10 protein-coding genes are annotated in these 15,752 nt (G+C 73.0%); 2 read left to right on the top strand and 8 right to left on the bottom strand.

Annotated features, from left to right (window positions below; genetic code table 11):
- Positions 1-72: 72 nt before the first annotated feature.
- Positions 73-2,193: a type IIA DNA topoisomerase subunit B gene (locus ACFWUQ_RS10540; protein WP_384535662.1), complete on the bottom strand. Its 2,121-nt coding sequence runs from the start codon at positions 2,191-2,193 to the stop codon at positions 73-75.
- 446 nt (positions 2,194-2,639) lie between these two features.
- Between ACFWUQ_RS10540 and ACFWUQ_RS10535 the strand changes: the two genes are divergently transcribed.
- Positions 2,640-2,873 (top strand): hypothetical protein, encoded by a 234-nt coding sequence (locus ACFWUQ_RS10535; RefSeq protein WP_150517480.1) that lies wholly within the window; start codon positions 2,640-2,642, stop codon positions 2,871-2,873.
- A gap of 113 nt (positions 2,874-2,986) precedes the next feature.
- Here ACFWUQ_RS10535 and ACFWUQ_RS10530 read toward each other — a convergent pair whose 3' ends face one another.
- From ACFWUQ_RS10530 to ACFWUQ_RS10500, 7 genes are all read right to left on the bottom strand, one after another.
- On the bottom strand, positions 2,987-3,922 hold the full coding sequence (locus tag ACFWUQ_RS10530) for a S1 family peptidase (RefSeq protein WP_384535659.1): 936 nt from the start codon (positions 3,920-3,922) through the stop codon (positions 2,987-2,989).
- A 121-nt stretch (positions 3,923-4,043) separates the two neighbouring features.
- Positions 4,044-5,615, bottom strand: coding sequence for an RNA polymerase sigma factor (locus ACFWUQ_RS10525; RefSeq protein ID WP_384535656.1), 1,572 nt, complete (start codon positions 5,613-5,615; stop codon positions 4,044-4,046).
- A 575-nt stretch (positions 5,616-6,190) separates the two neighbouring features.
- Positions 6,191-7,132 carry a FadR/GntR family transcriptional regulator gene (locus tag ACFWUQ_RS10520; protein WP_384535653.1) on the bottom strand — a complete coding sequence of 314 codons (942 nt, stop codon included), beginning with the start codon at positions 7,130-7,132 and terminating at the stop codon, positions 6,191-6,193.
- Positions 7,133-7,268: 136 nt separating this feature from the next.
- Positions 7,269-9,062 (bottom strand): ATP-binding cassette domain-containing protein, encoded by a 1,794-nt coding sequence (locus ACFWUQ_RS10515; RefSeq protein WP_384535650.1) that lies wholly within the window; start codon positions 9,060-9,062, stop codon positions 7,269-7,271.
- Between the two features lie 117 nt (positions 9,063-9,179).
- A complete protein-coding gene (locus ACFWUQ_RS10510) occupies positions 9,180-9,926 on the bottom strand; it encodes an NUDIX domain-containing protein (protein WP_384535647.1) in 747 nt (248 codons plus the stop codon).
- Between the two features lie 57 nt (positions 9,927-9,983).
- Positions 9,984-11,972, bottom strand: coding sequence for a glycogen debranching N-terminal domain-containing protein (locus ACFWUQ_RS10505; protein WP_384535644.1), 1,989 nt, complete (start codon positions 11,970-11,972; stop codon positions 9,984-9,986).
- Positions 11,973-12,184: 212 nt separating this feature from the next.
- Entirely contained in the window at positions 12,185-13,450 is a 1,266-nt protein-coding gene (locus tag ACFWUQ_RS10500; protein ID WP_384535641.1) for a DUF4192 domain-containing protein, read from the bottom strand.
- Positions 13,451-13,572: 122 nt separating this feature from the next.
- On the opposite strand from ACFWUQ_RS10500, the gene ACFWUQ_RS10495 reads away from it, so the two are divergent.
- Positions 13,573-15,732 (top strand): RecQ family ATP-dependent DNA helicase, encoded by a 2,160-nt coding sequence (locus ACFWUQ_RS10495; protein ID WP_384535639.1) that lies wholly within the window; start codon positions 13,573-13,575, stop codon positions 15,730-15,732.
- The last annotated feature ends 20 nt before the right edge of the window (positions 15,733-15,752 follow it).

Here is a 15,752-nt window from a genome sequence, read left to right as displayed (position 1 = left end):
CCGGACTGGTGTACCGACGCTCTTCACTCCATCAGGTGATGGAGTGAAGAACGTCGGTGTGCCGTGAGCCGGTCAGGCGTCGATGCGCGACCGGTCCAGGGTCGCCGCGGAGCTGGTGATGAACTCCTTGCGCGGGGCCACCTCGTTGCCCATGAGCAGGTCGAACACCTGCTCCGCCGAGTCCAGGTCGCCGATGTTGATCCGCCGCAGGGTGCGGAAGCGCGGGTCCATGGTGGTCTCCGCCAGCTGGTCCGCGTCCATCTCGCCGAGGCCCTTGTAGCGCTGGATCGCGTCCTTGTACCGGATGTTCTTGCGCTGGTACTCCAGCAGCGTCTGCCGCAGCTCGTTGTCCGAGTACGTGTACACGTACTTGTCCTGCCCCTTCTTCGGCTGGACCAGCTCGATCCGGTGCAGGGGCGGCACGGCGGCGAAGACCCGGCCCGCCTCGACCATGGGCCGCATGTACCGCTGGAAGAGCGTGAGCAGCAGGCAGCGGATGTGCGCGCCGTCCACATCGGCGTCGACCAGCAGGACGATCTTGCCGTACCGGGCTGCGTCGATGTCGAAGGTCCGGCCCGAACCGGCTCCTATGACCTGGATGATCGCTCCGCACTCGGCGTTCTTGAGCATGTCCGAGACCGAGGACTTCTGGACGTTCAGGATCTTGCCGCGGATGGGCAGGAGCGCCTGGAACTCCGAGTTCCGGGCGAGCTTGGCCGTACCGAGCGCCGAGTCCCCCTCGACGATGAACAGCTCGCTGCGGTCGACGTCGTCACTGCGGCAGTCGGCGAGCTTGGCCGGGAGCGAGGAGGACTCCAGCGCGGTCTTGCGGCGCTGCGCCTCCTTGTGCTGACGGGCCGCGATCCTGGTCCGGGCGGCCGCGACGACCTTCTCCATCACGGCCCGCGCCTGCTGCTTGTCATCGCGCTTGGTCGAGGTCAGGAAGGCCTTGAGCTCCTTGGCCACCACGGCGGCGACGATGCGGGTCGCCGCCGAGGTCCCGAGGACCTCCTTGGTCTGCCCCTCGAACTGCGGCTCGGCGAGGCGGACGGTGACGACGGCCGTCATCCCCTCCATCGCGTCGTCCTTGACGACGTCGTCCTCGGCGACGCGCAGCAGCTTCGCCGAGCGCAGGACCTCGTTCACGGTCTTGGCGACGGAGCGCTCGAAGCCGGAGACGTGGGTGCCGCCCTTGGGGGTGGCGATGATGTTCACGAAGGACTTGACGTTGGTCTCGTAGCCCGTGCCCCAGCGCAGGGCGATGTCCACTCCGAGCTCCCGGGTGACCTCGGTGGGGGTCATGTGGCCGCGGTCGTCGAGGACCGGGACGGTCTCCTTGAAGATCCCCGTGCCGGTCAGGCGCAGGATGTCGCAGACCGCCTTGTCCTGCGCGAGGTACTCGCAGAACTCGCTGATCCCGCCGTCGAAGCGGAACGTCTCCTCGGTCTTGCCGGCGCCGTCGAGGCCGCGCTCGTCCCGGACGACCAGGGTCAGGCCGGGGACGAGGAAGGCGGTCTGGCGGGCTCGCTGGTAGAGCGTCTCCAGGTTGAGCCGGGCGTCCTTGAGGAAGATCTGCCGGTCGGCCCAGTAGCGGACCCGGGTGCCGGTCTTGCCCTTGGCCGTCCGCTTGACCTTGCGGAGGCCGTTGGCCGGGTCGAAGGGGCTGTCGGGGCCCTGCTCGGTGAACATGCCGGGAACGCCGCGGCGGAAGCTGATGGCGTGCGTCGCGCTGTTCCGGTCGACCTCGACGTCCAGCCGGGCGGAGAGGGCGTTGACCACGGAGGCGCCGACACCGTGCAGACCGCCGGAGGCGGCGTACGAGCCGCCGCCGAACTTTCCACCGGCGTGCAGCTTGGTCATGACGACCTCGATGCCGGACAGCCCGGTCTTGGGCTCGACGTCGACGGGGATGCCGCGGCCGTTGTCCCGGACCTCGACGGAGGCGTCCTCGTGGAGGATCACCTCGATGTGGTCGCAGTAGCCGCCCAGGGCCTCGTCGACGGAATTGTCGATGATCTCCCAGAGGCAGTGCATGAGGCCCCGGCTGTCGGTGGACCCGATATACATGCCGGGGCGCTTGCGGACGGCCTCCAGGCCTTCGAGGACGAGCAGGTGCCGCGCGGTGTAGTTGGAACCGTCCCGGTCTGCTCCGGACAGCAGCGCGCTGGAAGGCACGGACGTGTCGGCGGTCACGCAGTTCGCTCCTCGCTGAATTTCTTTTCTGGCCCGGTCGGGCGCAGGGGTGGCTCGGTTGTCCGTGGAAGGGTACCGAGGCCTGGTAGAGCCGATGCAACGCCACCCTCGCCCGCTCCCCACCCTAGTCCAGATACGCACGGGTGTTCGATACCCCGGGCGGGTGAAGGAAACATCACGTTCCCTTCCAGGCATGAACCATTTAGGGTTCGGGCACGTCCTCATGCACAACCTGGCACGCACGCCGGGGAGGATGGAACTGCACAAGCGAACGACTGACAACGCGAAACCGTAAAGCAACGCAATACGGCTCCTTCGCCGCCAACCGGCAACAGCCGGCCAGCTTCGGAAGGAAGTTTCGAGGAAAAGCCGCGAGCGGGAACGTTTTCGGCCTGGTTGGATGTTGACCCTGGTACGACAGCTCGTCGAGCTAGAGAAGAGGCGACGTGACTACTGTTCTGACACCCGCGACCCCGCTGACGGCCGCTGACCGATGCGACCGTTGCGGCGCCCAGGCATATCTGCGCGTCGTCCTGCTGAGCGGCGGTGAACTGCTCTTCTGCGCCCACCACGGGCGCAAGTTCGAGCCGGAACTCAAGAAGATCGCCGCGGAAATACAGGATGAGACCGAGCGGCTCACGTCCGCTCCGGCAGCCCCTGCCGAACCCGAGGACCGCTGACACAAGGCCGAACCTCGCATCCGACGAGCCAGGACCGGCCAGGCCGGTCGACGGGCGGTACTCCTGAGACCCAGGAGTACCGCCCGTCCTCATGCCCCGTTGAGCCGGACGCCCTACCCGAGCCGGTCCGCGAGTTGCCCCCGTACGGGCCGTACGGCGACTTCTGAGCCCCTCCGGGGGCCGTCCGCGATGTCTCGCGCCCCAGAGGCCCAGCCGGCCCTCTCCGAGCCCGTCACGAAGTCGGCGAGCGGGGCGACACGCGTGTACACCCCCGGGCTGTCCGCCCGCCCGCAGCCCCGTCCCCACGACACCAGACCGATGAGGGCGCCCCGCGCGACCAGCGGGCCCCCGCTGTCGCCCTGGCAGGCGTCCCTGCCCCCGTTGTCGCGCCCCGCGCACACCATGGAGTCGGCCCGGTACTGCCCGTCCGCGTCGCCCGGGTAGGCGCGGCCGCAGGCCTCGTCCGAGAGGACGGTCACCCGGGCCGCCCGCAGCCCGTACGCGTAGTCGCCGAAGCCGCTGGTGTCGCCCCAGCCGTACACGGACGCCTCGGTACCCGCCGTGTAGCCCGGGTGCCCGGCGCCGGCCATGGGGAGCACGTGGTGCGCGGGCACCGCCTCGGCGAGGTCCAGTACGGCGAGGTCGCCGGCGTTGCTCGCCGGGTCGTAGTCCGGGTTCACCCGGGCGGCGCGCACCTCGATCTCCCGGCCGTCGGTCGCGCCCAGCTCCGTACGTCCGGAGATCACCCGGAGGTCGGGAACGGATTCAACCGGACCGCCCAGCACCTGGCGCCCCAGGCAGTGCGCCGCGGTCACCACCTTCGTCGGAGTGACGACGACGCCCCCGCAGAACTGGCCGCCCCGCGTACCCCCGAACCGGTCACGGCTGGCCAGAGCCACCACCCAGGGGCTGTCGGCCACCTTCACCGGCTTCCCGCCGATCACCACGCTGTCCGCGACGGCCGGCGACACCTGCGCCAGCGGCGCCGCGGCCGCTCCCGCCGCCAGGGTCAGCGCCCCCGCCAGAGCACGGGCAAAGGGACGACGCATGAGGCCTCCTGACTCCGAGTGTGCATGACTCCACCCAGAGTGGGACGCGCGGTGGCCGTGCGCACCCGCGCACGGCCACCGGCACCACCGTCCCCGTCGGCTCCGCCGACGGTCCGTGCGATCAGTCCAGGTAGTCGCGCAGCACCTGGGAGCGCGACGGGTGGCGCAGCTTGGACATGGTCTTGGACTCGATCTGGCGGATGCGCTCGCGCGTGACGCCGTACACCTTGCCGATCTCGTCCAGGGTCTTGGGCTGGCCGTCCGTGAGGCCGAAGCGCATCGAGACGACGCCCGCCTCGCGCTCACTGAGGGTGTCGAGCACCGAGTGCAGCTGCTCCTGCAGGAGCGTGAAGCTCACGGCGTCCGCCGGGACGACGGCCTCGGAGTCCTCGATGAGGTCGCCGAACTCGCTGTCGCCGTCCTCGCCGAGCGGCGTGTGCAGGGAGATCGGCTCGCGGCCGTACTTCTGGACCTCGATGACCTTCTCCGGGGTCATGTCGAGTTCCTTGGCCAGCTCCTCCGGGGTGGGCTCCCGGCCGAGGTCCTGGAGCATCTGGCGCTGCACGCGGGCGAGCTTGTTGATGACCTCGACCATGTGCACCGGGATGCGGATGGTGCGGGCCTGGTCGGCCATGGCACGCGTGATCGCCTGCCGGATCCACCACGTGGCATACGTGGAGAACTTGTAGCCCTTGGTGTAGTCGAACTTCTCGACGGCGCGGATCAGACCGAGGTTGCCCTCCTGGATGAGGTCCAGGAAGAGCATGCCGCGGCCGGTGTAGCGCTTGGCGAGCGAGACCACGAGGCGGAGGTTGGCCTCCAGCAGGTGGTTCTTCGCGCGCCGGCCGTCCTCGGCGATGATCTCCAGCTCGCGCTTGAGCTTGGGCGCCAGCTTGTCGGAGTTCGCCAGCTTGTCCTCGGCGAAGAGGCCGGCCTCGATGCGCTTGGCGAGCTCGACCTCCTGCTCCGCGTTGAGGAGGGGCACCTTGCCGATCTGCTTGAGGTAGTCCTTGACCGGGTCGGCGGTGGCACCTGCCACGACGACCTGCTGGGCGGGGGCGTCGTCCTCGTCGTCGGAGATGACGAAGCCCTTGTTCTCGCCGCCCTCCTCCTCCTCGTCCGCCTCGCCCTTTGCCGCTTCGGGACCGTCGTCGGAGGCCTCGCCGTCCCCGGCCTCGTCGGCGTCCTTCTTGGCCGCCGTCTTCTTGGCTGCCGTCTTCTTCGCCGCGGTCTTCTTGGCGGGCGCGGCCTTCTTGGCCGCCGTCTTCTTCGCCGCCGTCTTCTTGGCCGCGGGCTCGGCCGCCGGCTCCTGTGCCAGGGCGTCCGTGGTCTCCGGGTCCGCGGCTTCCGCTGCCGGGGCGTCGGCCGCGGGCCGCGCCGTCTCCGTCTTCGCCGCGACGGTCTTGGTCGCCGTCCGCTTGGCCGGGCTCTTCGCGGCGACGCTCTTGCGGGTGGTGCGCTTGGGCGACTCCGCGGCACTGACCATCAGCGTCACACCCTCTTCCTCAAGGATCTGGTTGAGGCTGCGCAGGACATTCTTCCACTGGGTCGCAGGAATCTGGTCAGCCTCGAAGGCCCGACGCACGTCATCGCCGGCGATCTGCCCCTCGGCCTTGCCCCGCTCGATGAGCGCCATCACGGACTCGGAATCGGCGATCTCCGGCGGGAGCGTACGGGATGTGCTGGCCGACACGAACAACCTCTCGGAACGATGGAAACGGATTCCGACCCCGGGCCTCGTGGTGCTGAACCGGAGCCGACGACCACCGACTGGGGATGGGCCGGAGGCGTGGGCAGGGACCGGGGAGCTGCACAGCACCCCCAAGGGCTGCTGTCTTCCCTCCGTCGGCCATCACCTCTTAAGTCATCGCGTGACCTCGCGGAGCGTTACGCGCAATCTTCGTGGCCCGAGTCACACCCCGTATGCCGCCATGCCGGTCATGGGGTCATACGCGCGGTTTCGGCTGTCCTGCGCAGCCCGTCCGAGGGCGGGACGGGGACACGGACCCGGACGCGCGGGGCTCGGCCGTCGGGCTGCCGGGCCTTCGGGCTGCCGGGCTCTCGGTACGGGGTCGCGGGCGCGGGCTCGCGGTACGACGCTCCCGCACGGGCTTTCAGGCACGCGCCCTGAGGTATGTGCGGTGCCGTCCGGGCCGGGCAACCGGCGGGGGCGGGGCGGGGTGAACGGTGCCCGAACGCGGGTGTCGCCGGACCCGTCCGGGCCCGGCGACACCTCAGCACACCCCCGCGCCCCCGCGCGACCCGTCGTCAGTGCTCGCGCGGGGCGGGAACCACGCGCTCGACCTCCGGATGCACCGTCAGGAGCTGACGCATGGCGTTCTCGGCGCCCGTCGCGTCGCCCGCGGCCAGGGCTTCGGCCATCCGTGCGTGGTGGGCGACGTTGGTCTCGCTGGGCCGGTCGCAGGCGGCGATCGGGCTGCCGGATACCTGGAGGGCCGAGGAGACGATGCCGGAGAGGTGCTCCAGCATGCGGTTGCCGGCGACCTGGATAAGGAGGGCGTGGAACTCGTTGTCCGCGCGGGCGAAGGTGATCGAGTCGCCCTGGCCGAGGGCGTGGCCCATGATCTCGACCATGTCGGACAGGCGCTGCTGGATATCGGGACGGCCGTGGCCGGCGGCGAGGCGGGCGGCGAGGGGCTCGATGGTCCAGCGGAGCTCGTTGAGCTCGCGACGCTGGTCGTCGCGCTGGGGGCCGTAGGCCCGCCACTCGATGATGTCGGGGTCGAGCAGGTTCCAGTCGGCGACGGGGCGGACCCGGGTTCCGACGTTGGGGCGGGCGCTGACGAGGCCCTTGGCCTCCAGGACCCGCAGCGATTCGCGGACAACCGTACGGGAGACCTCGAACCGCTGGCCGATCTCTTCGGGGACCAGGGGACGGTCCGCACCGAGATCCCCGGAAACGATCATCTGTCCGAGCTGTTGGACGAGTTGGCCGTGCAGTCCGCGGCCGCGGCTGCCGGCGGCCCGGCGGCCGACCCGGCTCAACTCGACATCGGCGCCGTCCCAGCGGGGCGGTGCGACGCGGTCGGCTCCGGAGGCCTCCGCGAAGGGGTAGCGGTCGAGTTCGCCCGGGCCGGCGAGGCCGGAGTCGGCGTGGCGGGCGGCGGTCATCATGGCGTGCGCAAGGGTACTCACGAATCCTTTGTCGGCCGTGCCTTCGCGACCCTTGAGGTCTTTGGTGAAAAGCACACGAAAGGGTGATCGGCACCACCTACGCAATTGACGACTTATCGTAAGGAACCCGCCATCTACGGGAAGTTGCGGTCCGCATCACGCGAGGTGGACTTCAACAGTCCCGCGAGTGACTTCTCCCGCTCCGGAACGGTCACCAACGGACCCTGCTGCGCAGTCCGGTGAACCCATAGGCGCACAACAGGACCATCAGCGACAACACCAGCGCCGTTCCGACGGGTTGGGCCATCACCCGAAGGGCTCCGAGGACGAGTCGGTCGGCTTCGGGCGGCCACTGGACCCACGTCAGGCCCCGCAGCCGGTGCACGAGCCCGGTCACCGGGTACGCGGACGGGTCCTCCAGCACCCGGCGCACCAGCGGCACCACCATCACGGGTACGGCCAGCACGGCCGCCAGGCCGGCGGTGGCGGAGCGGAAGACGCCGGAGGCCAGGACGCCGGACCAGGCGCACCCGATGAGCAGCCCGGCCCAACTCGCCGCCGGGGACCACCACTGCGCGGGAGTGCGCAGCGGGCCGCTGTCGAAGACGAGGGCGAGGGCGGCCGCGTCCGCGGTCACGGTCAGGGCGCCGAGCATCAGGGCCAGGGCGGCGCACATGCCGAGCTTGGCGGCGAGCAGTCCCATCCGGCGGGGGACGGTCCCGCGATCGGCGGCGAGCGCGGGGTAGCGGTACTCCTCCCCGAAGGCCAGGGCGCCGAGGAGCCCCGCGCCGAGGGCGGCGGGCGGCAACGGCAGCAGCTCCGGCCAGGCGGCGAGCAACCGGTTCTGCGGGGTGTTTCCGACGCGCGCCAGCACCAGGGCGGTGAGGACGGAGACGCAGACGACGACGGCGGCCGTCAGTACGGGGGTGGCGGTGCCGAACATCCGGAGCAGTTCGTAGCGCAGCGGCCGCAGCGGCCCGCCCACGCGGCGGGCCGCCGAGGCGGGTCCGCGGGACCGGGCGGACCGCGGACGACCGTGCTCCTCCCCCGCGAAGGCCTCCGCGCGGGGGGCGCCGGGCGCGGTCGGGCCCGGCGCTCCGGCGCGTGCGGGCGGTACCGGTGACGCGGGCGCTCCGGCGTCGCCCGTCTCGTCGGCGAGCTGGTGCACCAGGACCCCGTGCCGGAAGGCCGCCTCGCCGACCTCGGCGCAACTGCTGCCGTACACGGACAGGCGGCTGCCGCTCTCCTCGACGATCTCCACGGCGCGTTGCGCCGCCCGGGCCTCGCGGCCCAGGACGTCGGCCAGTCGGGCCGCGTGCGGGGTGCGCACGGCGACCCTCGGCCGGAGCCGGGTCCGGGCGAACTCGGCGGCGTCCTGGTCGGCGACGAGGCGGCCTGCCTCGATGCTGACGACCCGGTCCGCGCTGCGGGCGGCCTCCTTGGCGTCGTCCGTGGTGAAGAGCACGACTCCGCCGAGGTCCGCGTGGCCGCGCAGCAGCCCGTGCAGCCAGCCCCGCTCCCGGGGCGAGAGTCCGGCTCCGGGTTCGTCGAGGAGCAGGGTGCACGGGTCGGCGAGCAGCGCCGCCGCCAGTGCGACCCTGCGCTCCATTCCGAGCGAGAGCGATCCGAGCCGCTCGTCCCGCAGGCCTCCGATGCCGACGACCTCCAGCATGGTGTCGGCGCGGGAGGCCGGCACCCCGGCGGCGGCGCACAGCATCCGCAGCTGGTTGCGGACGGTCCGGGCGGGATTGCCGGGGACGTCGCCGAGCAGGACGCCGACCTCCCGGCCGGGGTGCGGGATCCGGTGGAGCGGACGGCCGCGGAAGTACGTGACGCCGCGGCCCGGTTCGAGTTCGAGCATGAGCCGCAGGGCGGTGGTCTTGCCCGATCCCGGCTCTCCGAGCAGGGCGGTCACGGTCCCCGGACGCGCCTCGAAAGTGAGGTCGTCCACGACGGGCGGGGCGGCGGGGCGGGGGGCGCTGGTGATTCCGATGGCCTGGAGCATCGCTTCTCTCGCGGGGGGTGAGACCGCTCTGCGGCAGCGTGAGTACCGCAAGCAAGATAACGCGATATGTCCGATTTTCGACGCACCGGGCCCGCACGCCGGGTTGGTGTCGCCGGGTCAGATCTCCGGACGCAGCATGGGCGGGTTGAGGAGGGTGGCCCCGCCGGCGCGGAACAATTGGGCCGGGCGCCCGCCCTGACGGGTCGTCGTCCCTCCGGCCGGCACCAGGAACCCGGGGGTCCCGGTGACCTTGCGGTGGAAGTTCCGGGGATCCAGGGCCACGCCCCAGACGGCCTCGTAGACGCGGCGCAGCTCGCCGACGGTGAACTCGGGCGGGCAGAAGGCGGTCGCCAGAGAGGAGTACTCGATCTTGGAACGGGCCCGTTCCACTCCGTCGCCGAGGATCCGGGCGTGGTCGAAGGCGAGTCCCGCCACGGACTCGTCGTCGGCGGCCAGCACCTCGTCCACGGGGGCCCAGCGCGCGCTGTTGGCATCGCCGCCCGCCCGGGGCGCCGGCAGGTCCGGAGCCAGCACCAGGTGCGCCACGCTGACGACACGCATCCGCGGATCACGCTTCGGATCCCCGTATGTCGCCAGCTGTTCGAGGTGCGCGCCGTTGCCCACGCCCGGCGAGGCCGGGTCGTGCGCGCACAGCCCGGTCTCCTCGGCGAGCTCCCGTGCCGCGGCGGCCGCGAGGTCCTCGTCCCCCCGCACGAATCCGCCGGGCAGTGCCCAGCGGCCCTGGAACGGCTGCTCACCTCGGCGGACGACCAGCGCGCAGAGCGCGTGGCGCCGCACGGTGAGCACGACCAGGTCGACGGTGACGGCGAAGGGCGGGAAGGCCGACGGGTCGTAGGGCGACATGCCGCGATCATAGTCGTCTGCCTGACGATAAACAGCGCTTTGGCGACCTTGAGGGCACTAGCCTCCCAGTTGGAGTTCATCCGCCGCCTCCTCCACCATAGCGAGGCCGAGCCTGCTGATCCGGACGGCGAACGGCTGCCCCGATACGCGCAGGCCCGAGAGCCGCAACGCCCCGAGCGGGGCTCCGGGGAGGGGGACGAGTCTGACCGTGCCCCCCGGTGCGTCGGGGCGGATGCCCGCGAGAGCGGTCAGCACGTGGATCCCGGCCGCCGCGGCCACCGCGGCGGGGCGGCACGCCGCCGGATGCGGGAGTGGCGCGCTGCCGGCGGTGCGCTGTTCGGCGGCGAACATCTCCGGCAGTCGGTACCCGAAGCACTCGGCCGCGTCCAGCAGCCCCCGGAGCAGACCGGCCGCCTCCTTCTCGAAGCCCGCCCGGGCCAGGCCCGCGACGGCCACGGCGCTCTCGTACGCGCGCACCGCTCCGGAGCGGTGGCCGAACGGGTTGTGCCCGGGCTCCCTCGCGGCCATGCTCCGCAGCCCCCAGCCCGAGTCCATGCCGGGCGCCCCGAGCAGCCGGGCCAACTGCTCCGTACGGGGGCGGTCCAGCAGTCCGGGGGCCAGGCGGCCGCCCCCGAGGAGGCCGGTGTCCAGCAAGTGGGCGGCCGCCCCCGTCAGCCGGGGCAGGGGCCGGCCGTCGGGGTGGAGCGCGGCGGCCGGACTCCCCCCGTCCGGGCCGTCGACCCAGAACGCGGACCGGAACCTGTCCCGCAGCGCGGCCGCGAAGTCCCGCCACTCCTCGCCGCCGGGCCGCCCGCAGCCGTCGAGGAGGTCGGCGCCGAGCAACGCGGCCCGGTGGGCGTGGGCCTGCGTCTCGCAGCGCCGGGGCCCCGGATCCGGATCGGCCAGGAAACCGTCCCCGCCGAGAGCGCCGCGCAGCCAGTCCAGGCAGCGTTCGGCGGCCGGGAGCAGCCGGGCCACCTCCTCCTCCGGCATCCCCCACAGCCGGGCCTCGGCGAGCACCGCCGGAAAGGCCAGCGTCGCTTCCGTTCCGGTGCACCCCGGCGGCAGCTGCGGCCCCGCCCCCCGCAGCGGGCCCGGAATCATGCCCGCGTCGGAGCCCGACGCCTCGGTCTGGGTCCGGGCCAGGATCCGCAGGGTCGCCCCCGCGAGCCCGGTACCCAGGGGCAGGGCCATCCGCGCGGCCCACAGCGACTCCGCCGGGGCGAGTCCCAGCCGCCAGGGGACCCCGGCGGCCGCGAAGGCGTCGCCGGGCCGCTCCGGGTCCCTCAGCAGCAGGGCCCGCAAATCCTCGACGCCGGTCCGCAGCCATTCCTCCGCGCGCGGGTCGTCCGCTTCGGCGCGGGCGTCGGCCAGAGGGTTCGCCACCTGGCCCACGGAGGCGCGCGCGCCGCGGTCCCGCGTGGTGCGCAGTTCGATGACGCGTGCCTCTCCGGGCCCCAGTTCGAGCTGCCAGCGCAGCAGCCCGGCCGAGGCGAGCGCGTCGTCGGGCGGCGGATCGGCGGCCGTGACGGCCTCGGCACCGCCCGCACTCCACCGCAGGCCCGCGGCGTGCACCCCGGCCGGCACCTCGGGCCCGGACCGGCCGACCGCCACCTCGGCCAGCTCCGCCAGGTCGGTGCCGAGCAGGATCTCGACGGGGACCCGTACCGGCCGGGAGGCGAAGCTGCGCACGGTGATCCGCTCGGTGCCGTCCGCGTGCCGGACCCGCTCCACCCCGATGTCCGGATCGGGACCGGGCTCGGCGCCGGTGCGCACGGTCGCCGTGAACGCGGCCCGGTCCGGGCCCAGACGGCGCCCCTGGACCGCGACCGGGTCCCGTCCGCCGACGCGCAGCACGCAACGGGACAGCAGCCGGCGCCCCGCGAGGTAGATCCCGTCGATCCCCCGCCCGGTCAGCTGGCCGTGCTCCGGCGAGATGGCCAGGCCCGGGGCCGCGACGCAGATGAGAGCGCCGTGCACAGGGGGCAGCTCGGGTCTGCGGGCGGCGGGAACCCCCGTCGGGCGGGGCGGTGCGGGGTGGGACATGGGTCGCCTTGTCTGCGCTCCGGTCGGTTCGGCTGGGCGGCGGCGCGGCCGGGCCCCCACCACCCCACAACTGAACGCCCCCGGCCCCGCCCGGGTCACGGCCCGGTTCGGCGGCCGCACGCCCGCCGTACCGGCGGCCGCCCCCCGGAGGGCCCCGAGAAGGCGCCTGAGCCGGCACCCGGGCGCACCGCGGTCCGGGCACCCCCGTCGGCTCACGACCCGCTCCCCGCGGTACGGCGGGACACGCGGCCCGGCGCCGTCCGACCCCGGCGGCCCGACGGCCGGGTACTGGCGGCGCGGCGCTTGCGGCGGGGCTCCCTGCTGCGCCGCTCCGCCCGCAGGCACTGCCTGAGCCCCTCGGGGTCGATGCCCTCGTTGCAGGCGTGGTGGAGCAGCTGCGCGAAGCGGTACTCGGCGTCCGCCCGAAGGGCCATGCCCAGCGCGATCCGGGCGGTCGGCTCGTCCCCCGTGGACCAGGAGACCCAGCCCGCGAGCGTGAGGGGGGCCGCCGCGTGCTCGTGGTACGCCCCGACGCAGCGTCGGGCCAGGGCCCGCCAGAGCCGCAGGGCCGGGGCGGCCTCCTCGCCCTCCATCCACTCGGCGGCGATGTCCCGGACCTCCCGGTCCTGGAGGCCGATGATCAGTGAGGCCGCCTCGTCGTGGGCGAGGAGTGAGTCGTCCCAGTCCTCGGCCCGGGGACCGCCCTCGATGGGCGGCGCGAGCGTCAGGCGCCGCATGAGCGTCCGGGCCAGCGCGATGGTCTCGGCGCCGACCTCCTGGCGGGAGGCGCCGTCGAGGATCTTCGGCACCAAGGCGGCCGCCGCCCGGTCCAGGGCCTGCTCCAGCTCCTCGGCCCCGGGCCCGCACAGGGGCGCGAGCCGGCCCTCGATGTCCTTGAGCGAGCCCCGGAGCCGGAGGCCGGCGAAGGTGGCCGTGGCGGCCATGACCGAGGTGCCGACCGCGGCCAGGGGGCTGCCCTCGGCCGGGCAGCAGCGTGCGTCGGGGCACACGTAGGACCAGTACCGGCCGGCGGACAGGCACAGGGCCTCCAGCACGGGCACGTCCAGTGCGCCGCAGGCGAGCCTGATGCGCTGGGCGAGTGGTCGCAGCCGGGTCATCACGCGCTGGCCGCTCTCCTCGCCGTCGGGTTCCAGGCAGAGGTAGAGCACGATGCCGTCAGGCTTCGCACCGCGGCGTTCGCTGCCCCGGATCAGGCATTCGGCCACCTGCCGGGCGGTGTCCTCCCATTCGCCGGGAGCGGTCGGAATGCCGACCCGGAGGCGGCCGCCGAAGCGCCCGCTCCCGCCGTGGACGGCGACCATGACGAGCGAGTCGGTCGGGTGGAAGCCGAGCATGTAGGGCAGGGCGTCGGCCAGTTCCGCCGGGCTGCGCAGGGTGATCTGGGTGGCGAGGGCGGAGGCGCGCTGGGTGAGGGAGGGGCGGTCGGACGGGCTGTGTGCTTCGTGGTTGTTCGTCATGTCCCGAAGGTCCCGTGCCCGATCCCTCCCCGAAAGCCCTGTGGATAACTGTTTGGCTTTCAACATCCACAGGCTCAGAGCGGCATTGGCGCAATGTCGGAGGCATCAGGTTGCATGGGGGCATGAACGCAGACCTGAGGTCCTCGGCCGACTCCGTCCTGGCCCGTCTCGTGGGCGACCCCACGGGCACCGCCACGCTGCGCGAGGACCAGTGGACGGCGATCGAAGCCCTCGTCGCGCACAAGCGGCGGGCCCTGGTCGTACAGCGCACGGGGTGGGGCAAGTCCGCCGTGTACTTCGTCGCGACCTCCCTGCTGCGCGCGAACGGCGCCGGCCCCACCGTGATCGTCTCCCCGCTCCTCGCGCTGATGCGCAACCAGGTGGAAGCCGCCGCCCGGGCGGGGATCCGCGCCCGCACCATCAACTCCGCCAACCCGGAGGAATGGGAAGGGATCCAGGCCGAGGTCGCCTCGGGCGAGGTCGACGTCCTGCTGGTCAGCCCGGAGCGGCTCAACAACCCCGACTTCCGCGACCAGGTCCTGCCCAAGCTCGCCGCCGCCACCGGCCTGCTCGTGGTGGACGAGGCCCACTGCATCTCCGACTGGGGGCACGACTTCCGCCCCGACTACCGCCGGCTGCGCACCATGCTCGCCGACCTCCCGCCGGGCGTCCCCGTCCTCGCCACGACGGCCACGGCGAACGCCCGTGTCACCGCCGACGTCGCCGAGCAGCTGGGCACCGGCGCCGGCACCGACGCGCTGGTCCTCCGCGGCCCGCTGGACCGCGAGAGCCTGAGCCTGGCCGTGCTGACCCTGCCCGACGCGGCGCACCGGCTGGCGTGGCTGGCCGACCACCTCGGGGAGCTGCCGGGCTCCGGGATCATCTACACCCTGACCGTGGCGGCGGCCGAGGAGGTCACCGCGTACCTGCGCCACCGCGGGCACACCGTCTCCTCGTACACCGGCAAGACGGAGAACGCCGACCGCCAGCAGGCCGAGGACGACCTCCAGGCCAACCGGGTCAAGGCGCTGGTGGCCACCTCGGCGCTCGGCATGGGCTTCGACAAACCCGACCTGGGCTTCGTGGTGCACCTGGGCTCGCCCTCCTCCCCCATCGCCTACTACCAGCAGGTCGGCCGGGCCGGGCGCGGGGTGGAGCACGCCGAGGTGCTCCTGCTGCCGGGCCGCGAGGACGAGGCGATCTGGCAGTACTTCGCGTCGGTCGCCTTCCCGCCCGAGGAGCAGGTGCGCCGGACCCTGGACGTCCTGGCCCATGCAAGCCGTCCACTGTCCCTGCCCGCCCTGGAGCCGCTCGTCGACCTGCGCCGCACCCGGCTGGAGACCATGCTCAAAGTCCTCGATGTCGACGGCGCCGTGCACCGGGTCAAGGGGGGCTGGACGTCGACGGGCGAGCCCTGGGTGTACGACGCCGAGCGCTACGCCTGGGTGGCCCGGCAGCGGGCCGCCGAACAGCAGGCCATGCGCGACTACGCGGCGGCGACGGACTGCCGGATGGAGTTCCTGCGCCGCCAGCTCGACGACGAGGAGGCCGCTCCCTGCGGCCGCTGCGACAACTGCGCCGGGGCCCGCTTCACGGCGGAGGTCTCCACCACCGCCCTGGACACCGCCCGCGGTGAGCTCGGCCGCCCGGGCGTGGAGTTGGAGCCCCGCAAGATGTGGCCGACCGGGCTCGCCGCGGTCGGCGTCGACCTCAAGGGCCGTATCCCCGCCGGGGAGCAGGCCTCGACGGGCCGGGCCCTGGGCCGACTGTCCGACATCGGCTGGGGAAACCGGCTGCGCCCCATGCTGTCCCCGCAGACACCCGACGCGCCGGTCCCGGACGACGTGGCGCAGGCCGTCGTGGCCGTCCTCGCCGACTGGGCCCGGGGACCGGGCGGTTGGGCGTCCGGCGCCCCGGACGCCCCCGTCCGGCCCGTGGGCGTGGTGGCGCTGCCCTCCCGCGGCCGACCCCAGCTCGTCGGCTCGCTGGCCGCGCGGATCGCCGAGGTGGGGCGGATGCCGCTGCTCGGATCGCTCGCCTACACCGACCAGGTCCCGGAGTTCGGCCTGCCCTCCTCGAACAGCGCCCAGCGGGTACGGGGGCTCCACCAGGCCCTGACCGTGCCCGCGGCCCTCGCGGAGGCTCTCGCGCAGGCGGCGGGCCCCGTACTCCTCGTGGACGACCGCGCGGAGAGCGGCTGGACGCTCGCCGTGGCCGCGCGCCTGCTGCGGCGCTCCGGCGCGAAGGAGGTGTTCCCACTGGTGCTGGCCCTCCAGCCGTAGCCCCATGCGTCATCCACGGC

The organism is Streptomyces sp. NPDC058662 (assembly GCF_042716255.1).
Taxonomy (GTDB): domain Bacteria; phylum Actinomycetota; class Actinomycetes; order Streptomycetales; family Streptomycetaceae; genus Streptomyces.
This window is presented reverse-complemented; position numbering and strand designations above follow the sequence as displayed.